Annotated in this window: 20 protein-coding genes; 15 read left to right on the plus strand and 5 right to left on the minus strand. The window is 36.4% G+C overall.

Features of this window, described 5'->3' with window-relative positions; genetic code table 11:
* The first annotated feature begins 12 nt into the window (after window positions 1-12).
* From HDE68_RS05045 to HDE68_RS05090, 10 genes are all read left to right on the plus strand, one after another.
* Window positions 13-588 (plus strand): hypothetical protein, encoded by a 576-nt coding sequence (locus HDE68_RS05045; RefSeq protein WP_183879525.1) that lies wholly within the window; start codon window positions 13-15, stop codon window positions 586-588.
* Window positions 589-660: 72 nt separating this feature from the next.
* Complete coding sequence (gene mnmH / locus HDE68_RS05050) at window positions 661-1698, plus strand: tRNA 2-selenouridine(34) synthase MnmH (RefSeq protein ID WP_183879527.1); 1038 nt, start codon at window positions 661-663, stop codon at window positions 1696-1698.
* 15 nt (window positions 1699-1713) lie between these two features.
* Window positions 1714-2763 (plus strand): selenide, water dikinase SelD, encoded by a 1050-nt coding sequence (selD, locus tag HDE68_RS05055; protein ID WP_183879529.1) that lies wholly within the window; start codon window positions 1714-1716, stop codon window positions 2761-2763.
* Between the two features lie 29 nt (window positions 2764-2792).
* On the plus strand, window positions 2793-3260 hold the full coding sequence (locus HDE68_RS05060) for a rhodanese-like domain-containing protein (protein ID WP_221300665.1): 468 nt from the start codon (window positions 2793-2795) through the stop codon (window positions 3258-3260).
* A 223-nt stretch (window positions 3261-3483) separates the two neighbouring features.
* Entirely contained in the window at window positions 3484-4707 is a 1224-nt protein-coding gene (locus HDE68_RS05065) for a glycoside hydrolase family 27 protein (RefSeq protein WP_221300666.1), read from the plus strand.
* A gap of 51 nt (window positions 4708-4758) precedes the next feature.
* On the plus strand, window positions 4759-5079 hold the full coding sequence (locus tag HDE68_RS05070; RefSeq protein WP_183879531.1) for an ArsR/SmtB family transcription factor: 321 nt from the start codon (window positions 4759-4761) through the stop codon (window positions 5077-5079).
* Window positions 5076-5573 carry an SRPBCC domain-containing protein gene (locus HDE68_RS05075; RefSeq protein ID WP_183879533.1) on the plus strand — a complete coding sequence of 166 codons (498 nt, stop codon included), beginning with the start codon at window positions 5076-5078 and terminating at the stop codon, window positions 5571-5573. The genes HDE68_RS05070 and HDE68_RS05075 overlap by 4 nt, the downstream gene beginning before the upstream one ends.
* Window positions 5574-5727: 154 nt before the next feature.
* On the plus strand, window positions 5728-6738 hold the full coding sequence (locus HDE68_RS05080) for a sensor histidine kinase (RefSeq protein WP_183879535.1): 1011 nt from the start codon (window positions 5728-5730) through the stop codon (window positions 6736-6738).
* Window positions 6735-7496 carry a LytR/AlgR family response regulator transcription factor gene (locus tag HDE68_RS05085; RefSeq protein WP_183879537.1) on the plus strand — a complete coding sequence of 254 codons (762 nt, stop codon included), beginning with the start codon at window positions 6735-6737 and terminating at the stop codon, window positions 7494-7496. Before HDE68_RS05080 ends, HDE68_RS05085 begins: the two co-directional genes overlap by 4 nt.
* 138 nt (window positions 7497-7634) lie before the next feature.
* On the plus strand, window positions 7635-8666 hold the full coding sequence (locus HDE68_RS05090; protein ID WP_183879539.1) for a DUF6268 family outer membrane beta-barrel protein: 1032 nt from the start codon (window positions 7635-7637) through the stop codon (window positions 8664-8666).
* Between the two features lie 14 nt (window positions 8667-8680).
* Here the strand turns inward: HDE68_RS05090 and HDE68_RS05095 are convergent, their stop codons facing one another.
* The 3 genes from HDE68_RS05095 to HDE68_RS05105 all read right to left on the minus strand — a co-directional run bounded on the left by HDE68_RS05095 (window position 8681) and on the right by HDE68_RS05105 (window position 10398).
* Window positions 8681-9364: a hypothetical protein gene (locus tag HDE68_RS05095; RefSeq protein WP_183879541.1), complete on the minus strand. Its 684-nt coding sequence runs from the start codon at window positions 9362-9364 to the stop codon at window positions 8681-8683.
* A 72-nt stretch (window positions 9365-9436) separates the two neighbouring features.
* Window positions 9437-10021 (minus strand): Crp/Fnr family transcriptional regulator, encoded by a 585-nt coding sequence (locus HDE68_RS05100; RefSeq protein WP_183879543.1) that lies wholly within the window; start codon window positions 10019-10021, stop codon window positions 9437-9439.
* A gap of 11 nt (window positions 10022-10032) precedes the next feature.
* Window positions 10033-10398, minus strand: coding sequence for a multidrug efflux SMR transporter (locus HDE68_RS05105; protein WP_317617684.1), 366 nt, complete (start codon window positions 10396-10398; stop codon window positions 10033-10035).
* 174 nt (window positions 10399-10572) lie between these two features.
* Between HDE68_RS05105 and HDE68_RS05110 the strand changes: the two genes are divergently transcribed.
* The 5 genes from HDE68_RS05110 to HDE68_RS05130 all read left to right on the plus strand — a co-directional run bounded on the left by HDE68_RS05110 (window position 10573) and on the right by HDE68_RS05130 (window position 16335).
* Window positions 10573-13245: an McrB family protein gene (locus HDE68_RS05110; RefSeq protein ID WP_221300667.1), complete on the plus strand. Its 2673-nt coding sequence runs from the start codon at window positions 10573-10575 to the stop codon at window positions 13243-13245.
* The gene (locus tag HDE68_RS05115; protein WP_183879545.1) at window positions 13245-14507 is read left to right on the plus strand and encodes an McrC family protein; all 1263 of its coding nucleotides are present in this window, start codon (window positions 13245-13247) and stop codon (window positions 14505-14507) included. The genes HDE68_RS05110 and HDE68_RS05115 overlap by 1 nt, the downstream gene beginning before the upstream one ends.
* A 78-nt stretch (window positions 14508-14585) precedes the next feature.
* Window positions 14586-15080 carry a MarR family winged helix-turn-helix transcriptional regulator gene (locus tag HDE68_RS05120; protein ID WP_183879547.1) on the plus strand — a complete coding sequence of 165 codons (495 nt, stop codon included), beginning with the start codon at window positions 14586-14588 and terminating at the stop codon, window positions 15078-15080.
* A gap of 86 nt (window positions 15081-15166) precedes the next feature.
* Window positions 15167-15865, plus strand: a complete 699-nt coding sequence (locus tag HDE68_RS05125; RefSeq protein ID WP_183879549.1) for a GNAT family N-acetyltransferase — start codon at window positions 15167-15169, stop codon at window positions 15863-15865.
* Between the two features lie 74 nt (window positions 15866-15939).
* Entirely contained in the window at window positions 15940-16335 is a 396-nt protein-coding gene (locus HDE68_RS05130) for a DoxX family protein (RefSeq protein ID WP_221300668.1), read from the plus strand.
* 33 nt (window positions 16336-16368) lie between these two features.
* Here the strand turns inward: HDE68_RS05130 and HDE68_RS05135 are convergent, their stop codons facing one another.
* Both HDE68_RS05135 and HDE68_RS05140 read right to left on the minus strand, forming a co-directional pair.
* The gene (locus tag HDE68_RS05135; RefSeq protein WP_183879551.1) at window positions 16369-17130 is read right to left on the minus strand and encodes a LytR/AlgR family response regulator transcription factor; all 762 of its coding nucleotides are present in this window, start codon (window positions 17128-17130) and stop codon (window positions 16369-16371) included.
* Window positions 17111-18133 carry a sensor histidine kinase gene (locus HDE68_RS05140; protein WP_183879553.1) on the minus strand — a complete coding sequence of 341 codons (1023 nt, stop codon included), beginning with the start codon at window positions 18131-18133 and terminating at the stop codon, window positions 17111-17113. Before HDE68_RS05140 ends, HDE68_RS05135 begins: the two co-directional genes overlap by 20 nt.
* Window positions 18134-18199 lie beyond the last annotated feature (66 nt).

Consider the following 18199-nt stretch of genomic DNA (forward strand, 5'->3'; position numbering starts at 1 on the left):
AAAAACAGATTAATGAAACATACAACTTATCAGGAAGCAATAGCAGAATACGATTTAAAAGAAAGCGAACAGGCATTATTGCTCTATGCCCATTATGGCAGGGCTATTTATATGGGACAAGCCCTTGAACAGCAGGGAATCAATATGTTGGCTATTGATGATATCGTAAAGAATGAACCTGAGTCAAAGGAAGCCTATGAAGCTATATGGGCTAAATATGATCATAGTAAACAAATGATTGGGGTGATGACTACTTTATTACAGGAAGCTTATCATATTAATGATATTGATATGGAAGAGTTCAGAGAAGTGTTAGCCTGGAGAAATGATCTGGCACACAGGTATTTTAGATATAATGATATTTTATTTTCTTCAACTGCCGGCCGTAAACGGATGATTAAAGACTTTGTGGATTTTACAAATAGTGTTAAATCTGTAGAAGAAAAACTAGCAGTCTATATTGCCGCATATAACAGAACTGCCGGTATCACTACAGAAAGTATTGCTAAGATTTTGGAAGAAAGAAAACAGGAGTGGAAGGATAAAGTGATAGATGATAGTTATGACAGTACTGTAAAGTATAACTAATCTTTGATAGGGATAAGCAGGTAATTTCCAGAATTTGATCATATTTACGAATCTTTGTACCAAATCTCTAAAATGATCAGACCAATTACTATTAACGATTTTATCTGCTTACCTGAACCCATTCCTTTAGTCGATGTCAGAACTCCGGCTGAGTTTGAAAAAGGGAGGATACCGGGTGCATTTAACATTCCTATTTTCAGTAATGAAGAACGTGTGCTTGTGGGAACAACTTATAAACAGGTTGGAAGGGAACAGGCAATCCTTTTAGGTTTTGATCTGACAGGGAGCAAATGGTCTGCCTTTATTAAGCAGGCTTTGGAAATATCCCCGGGAAAAAAGATTGCGGTCCACTGCTGGCGTGGCGGAATGAGAAGTGGTGCAATGGCCTGGGCACTGGATTTATATGGTTTTGAAGTTTACCTCATTGAGGGTGGATATAAAAATTATCGCAGGTGGTCTGCCGCGCAATTTGAAAAAACTTATCAGTTGATCATTTTGGGCGGAATGACTGGCTCAGGGAAAACCAGACTTCTTCATCAACTGCATGCTACAGGCGAACAGGTTATAGATTTAGAAGAACTGGCCCAGCATCAGGGCTCATCGTATGGTACAATGAATAAAATGTTGCAGCCTACTCAGGAGCAATTTGAAAATAACTTAGCTTTTCAACTTCATAAACTTAACCCGGATCGCCTGGTATGGGTAGAAGACGAAAGCTTAACTATTGGCAAGCGATGTATACCAAATCCATTTTGGTATCAAATGAGAAGTTCTTTCTTGCTGAACCTTAATGTCCCTCATGAACACCGTGTTGAGCTGCTGGCCAGAGAATATGGCGCTCTGGATAAAAACTTTTTGATTGAATGTACGGAGCGTATCTGGAAAAGATTGGGGCCTGAACAGACTAAAAATGCTATTCTGGCAATTGAAGAGGATCGGATGCCAGACTTTATCCGTATCGTACTGGTTTATTATGATAAGACTTATAAAACAGGTTTGAGTAAGCGTAATAAAGAGAGAGTTGTTTTATTAGATCTTGATGATCAGGATATTATAGCTAATGCTGTTAAAATACGTGCTTCAGTACAGGAATTGAATTCCGGAAAATAATTATAAATCGAAGAAATGGATTCACAAAATATAAAACTAACTCAATATTCACATGGTGCAGGTTGCGGTTGCAAGATCAGCCCTGCTATACTTGATAAGATCTTGCACAGTGCGGTTCCTGCAACAACCGACCCCCGTCTTTTAGTTGGAAATGATAAAAGAGATGATGCTGCAGTATTTGATTTAGGGAATGGGTCGGCCTTGATTTCAACTACAGATTTTTTCATGCCTATTGTAGATGATCCATATGATTTTGGCAGAATTGCTTCTGCAAATGCAATTAGTGATGTGTATGCAATGGGTGGAAAACCGGTAATGGCTATTGCTATTTTAGGTTGGCCAATTGAAAAACTGGCTCCGGAAATTGCTCAGAAAGTATTGGAAGGGGCAAGGGCTATTTGTGCTGAAGCAGGAATTACGCTTGCTGGCGGTCATAGCATTGATTGCCCGGAACCAGTTTTTGGTTTATCGGTAAATGGACTGGTAAATATTCCTGAGCTTAAACAAAATTCCACTGCAATTGCTGGCTGCCGTTTATATTTAACAAAAGCGCTTGGTGTAGGAATATTATCTACAGCACAAAAGAAAGGTGTTTTACTGCCTGAAGATGCTGCGGTTGCATTAAAAAGTATGGTCACTTTAAATAAATTGGGTGAGCTATTTGGTCAGTCAGCAAGCGTAAAGGCAATGACAGATGTCACTGGGTTTGGTCTGCTTGGGCACCTGGCCGAAATATGTGAGGGAAGTGGTTTATCAGCAACTATTGAATTTGATAAGGTTCCGGTAATTTCATCCTTACCTTATTATCTGGATCTGAATTGTTATCCGGGCGGTACACAAAGAAATTGGAATAGTTATGGACATAAGGTAGGAAACCTGACAGATCATCAGCGGTTTATCCTTGCAGATCCTCAAACCAGCGGCGGTTTATTAGTAGCAGTAGCAGCTGATGGCGCAGAAGAATTCGAACTTCTTTTGAAGGAACATGGATTATCTGATGAACATTTGATTTCTTTCGGCTGGCTGGAAAATGAGGAGCAGGAGCATTTGATTACAGTTATTTAAACACTGAATAATAACATAAAAGAGAAATCATGATCAAGAACATTTTATTAAAAGTATCATTTATACTATCGTTATCTTTAGGTATAACCGCTGTTTCATATGCACAGGTTCCAAAACCTTATTTTCAAACTAATCCGTGGAGAGAGGATCAGTTGATCGCCCCTTCAGCACTTGCTGAGCTGATCAGTAAAAAGGCAGACGTTAAAATTTATAATATAGGGGTTGTTCAGAACATCAAAGGGGCAACAAATACAGGGGCTGCAAGTGATGCAGTAAATTTAGAGAAGTTAAAGGAAGTCTTAAAGACGATGCCGAAAAATCAATCTATTGTGATTTACTGTGGCTGTTGTCCAATGGGTAAATGTCCGAATATAAGACCTGCATTTAAAGCCCTGGCTGAACAGAAATTTACAAATGTCCGTTTATTGGACCTGCCGGATAATATTAAGATTGACTGGATTGATAAAGGATATCCTGTGGAGTCAACATACAGGTGATCTGGACATTTGGATTAAACCAAGTAATGAAAATGAGTTTATCAAAAATAAAGAAGCCACAGGCCGAAAAAAAAGATCTGGGTGATATCGCATCCTTGCAAAAAGATAAAAAGTAATCATTGAATAGTTCATGCTAATCAATGAATTCCCCATTCGTTTTATAGCTATTAGCTCATAGATTTGTTTAAATTGAAAAATATTCTAAACAAATCTATTCATGCAGATGAGAAAAAGATCATTTTATGTATTTATAATTACATATTGCCTGTTTAATCTTAAAGCTTATGCCCAATCCGGTAAAGAAGTAACTCTGGCGTCCAAACCCCCGATGGGCTGGATGACCTGGAATTATTTTGCTGATAATATCAATGAAAAAGATATTATGGAAATAGCTGACGCAATGGTTACTACCGGCATGTTAAAGGCAGGGTATAACTATGTTTTGATAGATGATGGATGGCAGGGTGGCAGGGATAATAAAAATAATATCATTGCTGATCCCAAAAAATTCCCTTCAGGAATTAAAGCACTGGCCGATTATGTTCACCATAAAGGTTTAAAACTAGGTATATATTCTGATGCTTCATCTCTGACCTGTGCCGGATATACAGCGAGTCTTCATTTTGAGGAACAGGATGCAAAAACATTTGCTTCATGGGGTATAGACTATTTGAAGTATGATTACTGTGGTGCCCCGGAAGATGTAGAAACTGCAAAGAACAGATACAAAACTATGGCTGATGCCCTGAGAAAAAGCGGCAGAGATATAGTCTTTGGAATTTGTGAGTGGGGCGGACGTAAACCATGGTCATGGGCAGCAGAGTCGGGAGGACAGTTATGGCGGACCACCAATGATGTCCGTGATAAATGGAAAAGAAGAGCTGTAGAGGAAGCAGGAGAAGGAATCCTGGATATTATTGATCTGAATTCCTCTTTAGCGCAATATGCCGGGCCTGGACGCTGGAACGATATGGATATGCTGGTTGTTGGATTAAATGGTAAAAAAGGTCCGTCTGGTGATTTAGGGGGAACCGGATGTACGGCTGTAGAGTATCAGAGTCAGATGAGTTTATGGTGTATGCTGGCATCGCCGCTGGCAGCTACTAATGATGTCAGAAATATGAGCGAAGAAGTTAAGCGTATCTTATTGAACCCTGAGATTATCAGTATAAATCAGGATGCCTTAGGAAAACAGGCGGTCAGGAAAATCAATAATGAGACCTGGACAGTTTTCTTAAAGCCTTTGTCAAATGATGAATATGCATTAGCTATCCTCAACCGCAGCGATCAGGCCCGGCAGACATCCTATGATTTTGCAGAATTTGGTTTGAACGGGAATTATCAGCTTAAAGATTTATGGCAGCATAAAATAGCTGGAACTGGCAAAAAATGGAAAGGAACGGTTAATGCGCATGAAACCAAAGTATTCCGCTTAACCAGAAAATAAAAAATAGTAGAAATAACTTGCGCAATCAATCGGTTGCGTAAGCTATTTTATATGAGAAGAGATGTATTTCAGGCTATTGCCGACCCAACCCGCAGGGCTATTCTGAGTTTATTGGCCCTTCATGCGATGACCCCCAATGCCGTTGCTGAGCATTTCGAAAGTAGCCGGCAGGCCATATCAAAACATATTAAAATACTTACTGAATGTCAGCTGGTCAACCAGAAACAGACCGGTCGTGAGATATATTATCATTTTAATCCACAAAAGATGAAAGAAGTGGATGTATGGGTAGAGCAGTTCCGTGCACAATGGGAAGACCGCTTTAACCAGTTAGACGAGCTATTGAAAAACCAAAATCATAAAAAGTCATGACAAAAAACAAAGCAGTCTTTTCAAAAGACATGGAAAACAAAAAACTTAATGTGGTAAGATCATTTGATGCTCCATTGGAACAGGTTTGGAAAGCCTGGACTACAGCTGAAATACTTGATCTTTGGTGGGCCCCGAAACCTTATAAGGCCGAAACGGGAAAAATGGATTTTAGAGAAGGTGGCCAGTGGTTATATGGTATGGTGAGCCCTGAAGGGGAAAAAAACTGGTGCAGGGTAGACTATAAAACAATTGAACTCAATAAGAGCATCACTACTGTAGTCATGTTTTGTGATGAGCAGGGTCATGAAAACCAGGACTTCCCAAAAATGCACTGGAAGAAAGAGTTTAGTCAGACTAATGAGGGGACAACTGTAAACATCGAAATTACTTTTGACCAGGAAGCTGATATGGAGATGATCCTTAAAATGGGCTTCCAGGAAGGTTTCACAGCCGGACTTGACAACCTGGATGAATTTCTGGAAAATGCAGATTAAATAGCAAAGTTATCTATAGTATTTAAGGTATTCATAACTCTTGAATACCTTAAATACTAGTCTTTCAAACAAGATTATGTCCCTCTCAGCGCTATAAATGTCAATCCCGATATATTTCTTGATATATTGTTTGAGAATAGCATTAAATTTAGAAATGTTCAGGACATATCAGATTAAATGGGGGATTTTTTTATCCATCACTTTCGCAGCGATTGGGTTTCTTCAGAAATTTGAACATATTGAAAATCATCAGATTAGAATTTTGATCGAAAACGTTCTCAGATCTTTTGGCAATATTTCTATTTGCTGGTTTATTCACAATTATTTTATTCTTCATTTCGCCAAAAAGAAGAACAATATTACCAAAGGTATAATCAGTAATATCATTGTTATCTGTATCCTTCTTGGGCTGGACTATCTTTCAATTGAGTTCAGGTCAAGGTTATCAATGACTGATTCTCCAAATTATAATAATGTTCAGGATTTTCTCATCAATCTAACCAAGATTTCTTTTATCAGTGTATTTATATATATCGTCATTTATAATATCCAGATTAATATTATACTGCAAAAGTCAAAGCTTGAAAATGAAATACTAAAGCAGGCTCAGTTAAGAGCTCAGCTTTTATCTTTACAACAGCAGGTCAGTCCTCATTTTCTATTTAATTCGTTAAGTACATTAAAAACTATTGCTAAAGATCAGGAGACTAAAACCTATGTAATTCAATTATCGAATGTATACCGTTATCTGCTTAATTTCAATGAACATCATTTGGCTAGTGTCAGGAATGAATTGGCTTTTATGAAATCATATCTGTACATTTTACAGGAACGTTTCGAAGATGCCCTGGAAATCTCAATCCATGTACCTGATGAGTTTCTCCATTACCGTATTCCTACACTTTCTTTGCAGTTGCTTATTGAGAATGCGGTGAAACATAATGTAGTTTCCCCTGAAAAGCCTTTACGTATCAGAATTTACACAAATGATCATCCTTCTTTAATAGTTGAAAATAGTTTTCAGCCAAAATTATCTGTTGAAGAAAGTACTGGTAAAGGGCTTCAAAATATAAAAGAAAGGTATCAGTTACTGGCGGATCAGCAAGTAGGAGTTTGCGAATATAATGACATATTTGTTGTCACCTTACCCTTATTATTAGGATGAAAGTATTAATTATAGAAGATGAGATTAAAACGGCTAAAGAGTTAAAAGGCCTTATTGAAGCAATAGACAATGATATTGAAGTCATAGGTATTTTGCAATCTGTAAAATCAGCTGTACAGTGGTTTGAAGAAAACCCTTCACCAGATCTTGTTTTTTCGGATATACAACTGGGCGACGGGCTTTGTTTTGATATCTACCGGGATGTGCAGGTGAATGCTCCTGTGATTTTTTGTACTGCATTTGATGAATATGCCATCCGCGCTTTTGAAACCAATGGCATAGCTTATCTTTTAAAACCAATTGATGAAACTATGCTGGAACAGAGTCTTCTGAAATTCCAGCATCTGAAATCATTATTTGATACCCAAAAATCCGGATATCAGCAAAAAATAGTCAAACTGGTTGAACAGATGGATACTAAACATAAACAGTCTATTCTGGTTTATTTTAAAGAAAAGATTATACCGGTCAGGACGGCTGATATTAACTTTATTTATACCAGTAATGGCGTGGTTTATATTCATACTGATCATAGCCAGTTTACCACACAGTACAATATGGAGCAATTGGAAACCATGTTAAACCCTGGTCAGTTTTATAAAGCAAACCGGCAATTTATTATCAGAAGAGATAGTATTCAGGAGGTTGAGCATTATTTTAACCGCCGTCTTTTTGTTAAACTGATATGCGAAACACCTGAGAGAATTATTGTGAGTAAAATCAAAGCAGGTGATTTTTTGCAATGGGTTGAATCTTAAAATATATGCTGACAGAGTTCTGTTCTTTCACTATCATTTCTGTCAATCTCGTTTCCTTATTTGTGCTATTCACCCTGAAATTCCAGTTTTAAGTGTTCCCGGGGGATAACTTCGTGTAATTAAAATTCCTTTAACTGCATGAAAAAAAACCTTTTATTCCATCTGTTATTGCTGATAACTATCAGTGGATCATTTGCTCAATCTACAAAACAAGCCGCAATTCAAAGAATGACCGATTCCGTCAAAATGGCTTATCTCAGTGAAGCTGCAATTCAATATCCGCTTTTAAGACAGGGCTTTATTTCTACTGATGTTATTGGGAGAGGAAATGTAAAGTCCAGACTTCGTGGAAATGAGTTTTTTGATGCTCAAAGTCAGGTGACCAGGGTTAGAGTAAATTTCAATCTTCCCATTGCGCAATGGAGTAAAAATATCATTTCTGCGAATATCAACTATCTGTATCAGCATGTTGATCTCAACCGGGTAACTAATTATAATCCCGGGCTACCTGTACAAAATACAACTACAAATTCTTCAACAATGACATTGACGCTGAGTTATAACAGGGTAGACTCATTATTTGGACATCAGGTCATTTATTCGGCAAATATTTCTGGAGTGACCGATGAATTATCTGCTATCAGAAGAGTAAACGGACTTGTGGGGATAACAGTCCAATTTGTACAGACGGCATCAACGGTATTTAGAGCAGGGTTGTTTTATATCAATGATCCAACTATACCGACTCATTTTATTCCACTGATCACTTATTCTCATAAATTTCAAAAGGGTAATCTTCAGTTGTTTGCCGATCTTCCTTCACGTGTTTTATTAAAGAAAAAATTATCTGAAAGAAGCTGGCTGTCTATAGGAACTGAAATGACAGGAACACAAACCTTCATGTCACTAAATGAACCAGCTAAGCCAAAGCATGTCATCAGTTCAACCCTGGAGCTTAAAACAGGGCCAGCCTTTGAATATAAGGTGTCGAAAAAGGTCATGTTTGGCATTAGCGGAGGTTTATTTTCGACTTTATCTGCAAGAATATTTGAACAGGGAAAAGCGCCTTCAACATATTTTATTGATAACAAAAGAAACTCAGCACCTTATGCTAATTTTACGATTTCCTTCCTTCCTTTTTTAAATTCTATTGTTCGTAAACAGGAGTAGTCCGGTAAAATGGTTTAGGGTTTGACGGAGGCTATAAACAACCTCCTTAAGCTTACCAGATGTGCAAATAATACAATGGGTACAATGCAGCAGGGGAGCCATGCGAATGGAAAATAAGCTAGTGCAATATTAGGCTGATCAAATGCAAATTGCTGAAATGCAAATGGTGCAGATAAAACTGCTGTTAAAACAATATTAGCAAGCAGCAGTAAACAAACCATATTCCATACGATTAATATATTTCTGCTCAAAACATTTCTGATGTACCCGAAATAGTAAACAAAAGGAGCAGTCAACCCGCATAATATATCAAAGTTTCTACCTTCAAATGTCATGATTTCTGGTACAGCATGGTGCAGGTATAACGCATATAAACCAAGTTCTACCGGGATTCTTACAGTATGAAGTAAGGTTAATATCTTTACATCAGATCTGTCCATCACTGTCTTTCCTTTACTGGTAAAAAAGCAGAGTGCTATCAGGATGACCGGAGGGAAAAGCAAGATTGCAAATCTCGGAGGTATTCCGGAAGTTACGGTATAAAACCCGGAAAGACTAAGGATTGATTGTATTACCAGCCACAATACTATAACGATGATGATGGGTTTTGAATACCGGGTGGCTTTATACAGCAATAGGATAGTTAACAGCGTACTGAGTATAAATATCGGTTTGATATAAAGGGGTAAGTGTTCCATTGTTTAATTGTTTATACAAAGGAAGTATTATATGTATGATGAATTCTTGCCATTTGGCAAGAAATGAATTGCTTATTTTCTTTTGGATACTTCTTTCCTTATTCTGCTTAAGGAAGTATCGGTAATGCCAAGATAAGAAGCAATGTTTTTTAAAGGAACATATTGGAAGATTTCAGGTTTTGCCATTAACAATTGCTTATATCTTACTTCTGCAGATTCTGTAATGGTAGATAACATCCTGTTTTTAAGCTCTGAATATCCTTTAACGAGGATTGATCGCCCAAATTCTCTGAATTCTGGTAGCGTGTGAAAAAGGTTATTTAACTGTTCATAATTAATGACCCAGCCCTCACAATCTGTTAATGCCTGTATGTTCTCCTGTGATCCTGTACGATTGAAAAAAGAAGAAACCTCAAATATAATTTGTCCCTGTGAATAGAAACCAGTAGTGATCTCATTTCCTTCTGTATTATTTGCAAATGCACGCAAATATCCCTTTTCGAGAAATAGGTATTCATCGCATATTTTACCTGCTGTAAGCTGGAACTGATTTTTTAAAATGATTTTACTGCTAAACTGAGCCGCAATTTCTGTTGCTGAGGAGAATGAAATCAGATTAGTATTCTGAAAGAATCTGATAAGGGTTTCTTTATGCATAGGAAATGATTTTAGTGCCCTGCTGCTTTAGAAAATAGATTAATGATGATTACACCGGCAACAATTAAAGACATACCGATAATTGCTGCTGTATCAGGTATCTGTTTATATACTAAAATTCCAATGATAGTGATGAAAACTATTCCAACCCCCGACCAGATTGCATAAGCAGTTCCAACAGGCATCGTTTTAATGGCTATACTCAAAAAATAAAAGGCAAATAATATTCCTATTACAGAGATGGCACCTGGATAGAATTTTGTAAAACCCTCAGATTTTTTTAGAAATGTAGTTCCGGTAATTTCACTAATGATGGCTAAGAATAAAAAGAAGTATGATTTCATAATATATTGTTGATTTTTTTTAGAGTTTTCCATCTGATGACAAATTTAATGACAATATATAAATCCCTGGTACTTCAGTAGTAAAACCTTTTTGCTTTAACTTATTCGATTTAAAGTTATTGTTATTATTTGTTGTGTTTATAAAAATTTTGTAAATTGTAATTATTATTTAATATTCAGATGTCTGTCTATGCAATAAACTCATCAATGATCCCAGAGAATATTACAAAGAATCATATTATAGAGGCGATTAATTATATCAATAACAATGATATAGAATACGCTCATGCAACCTCTTCGGTTTGGGATTTGATTTATGAGAAAAAATCTTATTCCCCTAAACATACGATAGCTATTGCTAATGAAATTGCCAATAATCAATTTTTAGAATATAAAGATTTTACGACAGATACAGCGAGGAAATTTCTTCAGAAAATGGGGGATGAGTTTCAAATTGTAAAAAAGGATGATGACCCTGTTAAAGAACTGGTTGAGAACTATAAGGATCACCTGATCAGGAATAGGTTAAAGGATGAATTATATAAATGGGAGCTGATAGCAGAGTATAGAGGCAGGCCGCATCTGGGTGCCCCAGACTTTGATCAAGAAATTAGAAGTATTAATTATAAGAATTTAATATTTCACAGTGGTTTCGGAGTTAGAAACCGTCTGGGGAAAAATAAGCCTGAAGAATACAGAGATGCATTCAAAATACTGTTTGATGAGCGCATTACCCTCGAAAATAGAATTTCTGAATTTGGGAGGGTAATTAGCAGTATTTGCAGTGCTTTGGGTACGGCAAATCAGCATCATCATGATGAGCGGACTATGTCTGCCTTTTTAACTTTTTACAATCCTGAGAAATACGCACTTTATAAAAATTCTTTCTACCGGAAGTTTTGTGAACTGTTAAATGAATGGCCTGCAAAAATGGGTAATAAGTATCCTCATTATCTTTCCTTATTAAAAGCGTTTATTCAAAAATATATTGATACTGATGAGGAGTTATTGAAAATTTATAAAGAAATACTCCCCGGCAATGTTTATCAGGACACTAATCACCATCTTCTGGCACAGGATATTCTGTATACCATGCTGGATAGGGGCAAAATTACTTTTACAGACATCATCGAAGATTTAAAACAAAATCTTCTTGAAGATGTATCTGTCCTGAGTACTTTTTCATTCGCTGAAATTTCTGATCATGGACTGGCACCCAAACCTAAAAAACACACTTATGTGTGGATTTCTGATACAGATAAAATTATAGGGAGAGAAGAAGCACATTATGAAATTTCAATCAGAACAAGAAACGGGAAAGTAAATCACTTATTTGTTGATTTGCATTTTGAAGGGGCTAATCAGTATAAGTATAAGCAGAGTACGGTCATTTTGCCCGATCAGTGTGAATGGTTCAATTGGATGGGTGGTTTTAGTATTGGCTTTAAAGAGGGGATTTCAACTGATGACCCTGATCTGCCGGGAAAGATAAAAGAACAGCTTATTTATCTGGAAACTACTGTAGGTGATCGGATCAGGACAATTCTATTGAATAAAAATAAGAATGAAATTTATGTAAATAATAGCATGAATATGAGCTTAAACCAGATACTCTATGGCCCGCCGGGAACAGGGAAGACATTTGCCACAATTGACAGGGCTATAGCGATTATAAACCCTGACTTTTATGACGAAGTTAAACAAATGGCGGGTACTGAGCCAGAGAAGCGAGCGGCACTAACCAGAGAATTCAGAAAATTATTAATCAAGGATTGGGATAATGATATTGATGGACAAATTGTATTTACTACTTTTCATCAAAATATGTCTTATGAGGATTTTATTGAAGGGATCAAACCAGAAACTATAGATCAGCAGGTAACCTATAAAATTGAGGATGGTATTTTTAAACGGCTTTGTGCCAAAGCAGTTGAAAGGAGAGCTTTAACAAAATTTGATGATTCTTATAGTCAGTTTGTAGAAGATGTTGAAAATAAGGGGTTTATTGAGCTGGTGACCCCTGTTCATAAGAAAAGATTTCATGTATCCATAGCTATGAATGAAACGTCAGTGGTAACCCCGCAGAATGACAATTCCAGCGATAAAGAGGTTACTAAAACGATGGTCAGAAAATATATGGAGGATAATGAGATCATTGACTGGAAGTCTTATACTGTACCAATTGGTGAGTATATAAAAATGAATTTTGAAAAGGTTATTGACAATTCTAAAAAGAAATTTGTTCTGATTATTGACGAAATAAACAGAGGAAATGTTTCTTCAATTTTTGGAGAACTGATCACGCTGATTGAGAAAAGTAAGCGTTACGGAGGAACTGAAGAGCTGGAAGTTATACTGCCATATTCTAAAGAGCCATTTTTTGTTCCGGATAATGTATATATCATTGGCACTATGAATACCGCCGACCGATCTGTCGAAGCTTTGGATACAGCACTTCGCCGCCGCTTCATTTTTTCGGAAATGATGCCGGATAGCAGGCTGCTGGAAGATAGTTTTGTTGAGTTATCTGATGGTCATATTCATTTGAAAGTATTGCTTGAACTGATTAATAAACGCCTGATTATTCTTTTAGATAAAGATCACCAGATAGGCCATGCCTATTTTATGGGGATCAAAACTTTAGCTGATTTAAACCAGGTTTTTGAATACTCCATTATTCCTTTATTGCAGGAGTATTTTTATGGTGACTTCGGTAAGATTGGATTGGTATTAGGCAATTCTTTCGTAGAAAAACACCATCATAACCTGGCAAGTTTTGCAAATTTCCAGGATTATGATCCTTCCAGAATTGATTCTTTTATTGATCGTTATACTTATGTGATCAGACCTAAAAATGAATGGGACTTTAAATCAATATAATGGTTAGAAAGATTCAGGTTTTTGAGCATGAAACCTTAGATAAATATGCGCTGTGTAATGATGGCAGCAGACTTGGCCCTGAAGTCATTGATGGTTTGTGGAAGTACAATGATGCTAACCAGCAAAAGTATTTTATTGGGACAAGAAATGGCGTGAAATTTAAAAGTTACGTTGGCGTTATCCAAATATCCAATACGGTTATTGAAATCTTACCTAAGGCCGATAAAAATAAATCAGCTGATTTTGATAAGTGGCAAAATGTTCTTTTACAGATGCTTAAGATCTCCGGAAGACTTAAAATAGAGAGTTTAACAACGGCCGATTTAAACCAGAAACCTCATTCCATATTAGATTTGTACTTTCAATTATACCTGGATCAACTGGAATTTCTGCTCCATAGTGGGTTATTTAAAAAGTATCAGCAAACCGAAGGAAATATTCTGGCTTTAAAAGGCAGTTTGGCTTTTTCGAAAAATATTCAATATAATCTGGTGCATAAAGAGCGTTTTTATACAAAACACCAGCAATATACTTATGATCATTTAATTCATCAGATCCTGCTGAATGCATTATTAGTTCTTAAAAATATCAATCTGAAAGCTACATTAACAGACAGGATAAACCGGATACTATTTTCAATGCCAGAAATCAAAGAAGTAAGAATAGGGCATTCGCATTTCGAAAGCATAGTATGGGACAGAAAAACAGTCCCGTATAAAGAAGCTATAAATATAGCCAGGCTAATCATCCTAAATTATTCGCCGGATATTTATGGAGGAAACGAGAATTTAATTGCTATACTTTTTGATATGAATAAACTCTGGGAAGAATTCATAACTGTATGTTTAGATAAAAACCTGAGGGGGCGCTATCAGGTTAAACGCCAGAATACCCGGATTTTCTGGAATAATAAAACTATCAGACCGGATATCTATTTTGAACGGGAACATTCAAATACAATAGATACTTTAGAAAGATTTATCATCGATACTAAATGGAAGATTGTAGAAGATAATCAGCCGTCTGACGAAGATTTGAAACAAATATTTGCCTATAATGCACATTGGGGAAGTAAAAACAGCCTATTGTTATATCCAACAAGTGCTAAAGATAAAATGCATGTGACCGGTATTTATGCGCATAAATTTAAAGACACAGATCAGCATCATTGTAATCTCGGATTTGTAAATGTGATTGAAAATGGGAAGTTGAATGTGAATTTTGATGCTAGTGTCTTAGCTATGTTAGAAGGGGTTGCTTAACAAATTTTCTCATTAAAATTTCTTTGGATATTGCTATCATTGTATATATTTACGTAAATGTTTACGTAAATATATACAATGATAGCAAACATTATTAATGAATCAGGTTCATTCGCCATTGGCGCCAGGCTAAGAAGGTTGTATGAGTCTCTGGTAAATGATATGACACTGATTTATCAGGAACAGGGATTACCTTTGGAAACGAAGGATTTTATCTTTTACTATTTAATGAGCAAAAGAAGCAGTATAAGCATCTCTGATATTGCAAAGGAACTGAACCTGACTCATCCGGCGGTGATTCATATTGCTAAGAGCCTGGAAAATATCGGGTATATCGAATCTGAAAAATCAACGAGTGATAGCAGAAAGAGACTTGTGAAACTGACTAAAAAGGGACAAAAAGATTTAGCGAAATACCGGGTACTCTGGGATGATATCATTGCTTTAAATCAGGAAATGTTTGAACAGCAGGTACAGCTATTGCAAAATATCGAAAAGCTGGAAGAGATGCTGAAAGAGAAGACTTATTATCAGAGATATCATAGTTTACAGGCTTCAAAAAAAGACGCTTAAATATTAACAATGAAATCGCCGGAATAATAGCTGATCATTTACCAATCAGTAAGAATCCGGATAGCAATCAAATAAAATATACAGGTATGAAAGCTTATTTATCAATGTTGGATAATCCAATATGGAACGCTTTAACAAACAATCATCAGAATTTCTCAGCGGGTACCATTGAAATTAAAAGATATGAGAAAGATACTATTCCATTTATGGGGATGGAAGGGACGGATGGTAAATTATTAGAAAATATAGCGCCTTTTTTTGAGTTGAATGAAGAAGTCTTTCTGAAGGATGATGTGCATGGTATTCCGGATTGTTGGGAGACTTTAAACAAGTTGAATTGTCTGCAAATGATTTATATGCCGGCCACCTTTAAGACAATTGACAGGGAAGGAATCATCAAACTTTCTGCTGCCGAGGCCAGTGAACTCTTTGAACTGGTGAATTTAGTGCAGCCTGGTTTTTTTAAACAGAAGACTTCATTGCTTGGAGATTATTATGGCATTAAAAAAGACGGCCATTTGGTTGCTGCTGCCGGAGAACGTTTTAAATTAAAAGGTTTTACAGAGTTGAGTGCTGTCTGCACTCATCCGGAGCATACCGGGAACGGATATGCACAGCGTTTACTAAATGTGTTATGCAGTAAGAATTTAGAAGAAGGAAATACACCTTTTCTGCATGTTGTTGATTCCAATACAAGAGCCATAAAAATTTATGAACATCTGGATTTTAAAACAAGGATAAACTTTCCCCTGGTAAAACTAAAGTATCTGGGACGCGAGGATTAAACTGTTGCTGAGAAATAGATGTAAAAAGAATAGTATGCGGCTTTTGTGTTCAATGAAAAATAATATATTTAAAGATGAAAAAAATTAACGCAATCAACCCTCTCTTTCTGATACGTTTAGCTGTAGCAACTATTTTCCTGACACATAGTTTGCATGGTGTATTTAATCAAACGGTAAATGCTTTTGGAGAATCTTACCTGAATACTGTGGGATTTGCCCCTTTTGGGGTAATTTTGGCCTGGATCATGATATCTTTTGAAATTATCGGGTCTGTCTTATTGATCCTTGGGAAATTTCTTCGCTTTATCGTGCCTGTCTTTTGCTTAATTTTAATCACAGGAATTGTACTGGTTCACTATCCTGACGGTTGGTATGTTGTTGGTCCTGGCAGAAACGGAATGGAATTTAGTTTTGTGCTTCTGGTTTCTCTGATTGCTATTTTACTGCAGGCAAAAAAGATAGCGGAATAAATGAAGACAGGTAAACGCCCTGTAATGGGGTTTTTACCTGTTTTCGAGCCAGCTTAAAAAGCCAGTTGTTTTTTCTTTTCCAATTAGTAATTTATCAGGACTGGGAATAACCAGCTGTACGAATAATTTTCTATCAAAATAGTGCTCAACATCTTTAATCGCACTGAAATTAATCAGATATTGTCTGTTTAGCCTGAAAAATTGTTTAGAAGACAGCAGACTTTGTACCTGATCGAGTGATTGTGAAAGCGTATATTCCTGACCCTGAAAGGTCATGATAGTCGCTGATTCATTTCTGATATAAATAAAGGCTATACTATCAGTTTGTATAGTTGTATATTTATTATGCTTAAAAACCAAAAAGCTTTTTTTCCCCTCATCAATCCCAATTCTTTTTAATAATTGTTCCAGATCGGGCCGGGTGTTTTCCTGGAAGAAATTCTTAAAGTTCTCTACCTTTTCAAATGCAGTTTCTAATTCTTCTTTAGAAAACGGCTTGAGCAAATAATCAATACCATTAGCCTTAATGGCATCCATTGAATATTCACCATAAGCTGTACAGAATACAACCGGGCACTGAATGCTAACTGTCTTAAATATTTCAAAACACAGACCATCAGAAAGCTGAATGTCCATGAAAATCAGATCAGGCTGCTTGTTTTCAGAAAAATAACCAACGGCACTTTCGATACTCTGCAGCTGGGCTGTGATTTTAACTGCAGGTCTGATTTTAACAATCAGATTAGCGAGTGATCTGGCTGCCTTGATCTCGTCTTCAATGATGATGATTTCCATGGATGATTGGTAATTTAATAGTGAATAATGTTTCGCTGACCTTAATTTCTATCTTTTTATTTAAAAGATGGATATAGCGCTGATTGATTGTGTCGAGCCCCATTCCTGTAGAAGGTTCTGATGTTTTTTTTAGCTGAAGCTGATTTTCAATGACCAGGTAATCCTTTTCTGAATATAGTTTAATATGCAGCGGACGGTCCAGTGATACTATATTATGTTTGATACAATTTTCAATCAGGAGCTGCAGCGTAAAGGGAGGTAAAAGAGACTGATAATAATCCTGATTAATATCAATTGAAAGCTCAATCCCATCTTCAAAACGTGTCTTTAACAGATAGATATAAGCGTCCAGTATTTCCAGTTCTTCAGCTAATCTGATGAGGTCAAGTTTGCGGCTTTCCAGCGTAAATCTGTAGAAATTTGAAAGCTTTAAGATGAAATCTACCGAATGTTCATCTTCGCTTTCTACCATGTATTTTAAAGTATTTAAGCTATTAAACAGAAAGTGAGGATTAACCTGTTGTTTAAGCAATTCATACTGCGCACCAAGGTTATCTGTTTTGGTGCGTTCCAGCTCTATACCCACCTGTTGATTCTGAAAACTCTGGTATAAAAGATGAAGGAACATATAAAAGGTGATGTTTACCAAAATACCCCTGACTTCAAACATTAACACGACTGGCCCGAAATTGAGATGTGACAACAGGTATTGCTGAATACAGGCTAAAATAAACATGACCACTATCCCGAAAAACAGGCCTTTAATCAAACGTATCATTGAAAAGCCATTGGCAACATCCTTTGAAGAATAAACAGGAAGCGTAAGGATATTATAATACCATATCAAAACAGCAAATAGAAAAGTAACGGTCGAATCTACCAGCGCTTCATAAGGATTAAAATGATGTTCGGCAATTTTTGGAACGGAGGTCAGTATACCCAGAAAAAAAGAGCTTAGCCATATTATTTTATTGGAAATCTTAAAAGTCTTCTTGTTGTTCATATGGCCATTTTGAAATAAGCTGAATATAAACGCTAAATTAGGATATAGCACGGGTTATACAAGATG

This window comes from Pedobacter cryoconitis (genome assembly GCF_014200605.1).
GTDB classification, from domain to species: domain Bacteria; phylum Bacteroidota; class Bacteroidia; order Sphingobacteriales; family Sphingobacteriaceae; genus Pedobacter; species Pedobacter cryoconitis_B.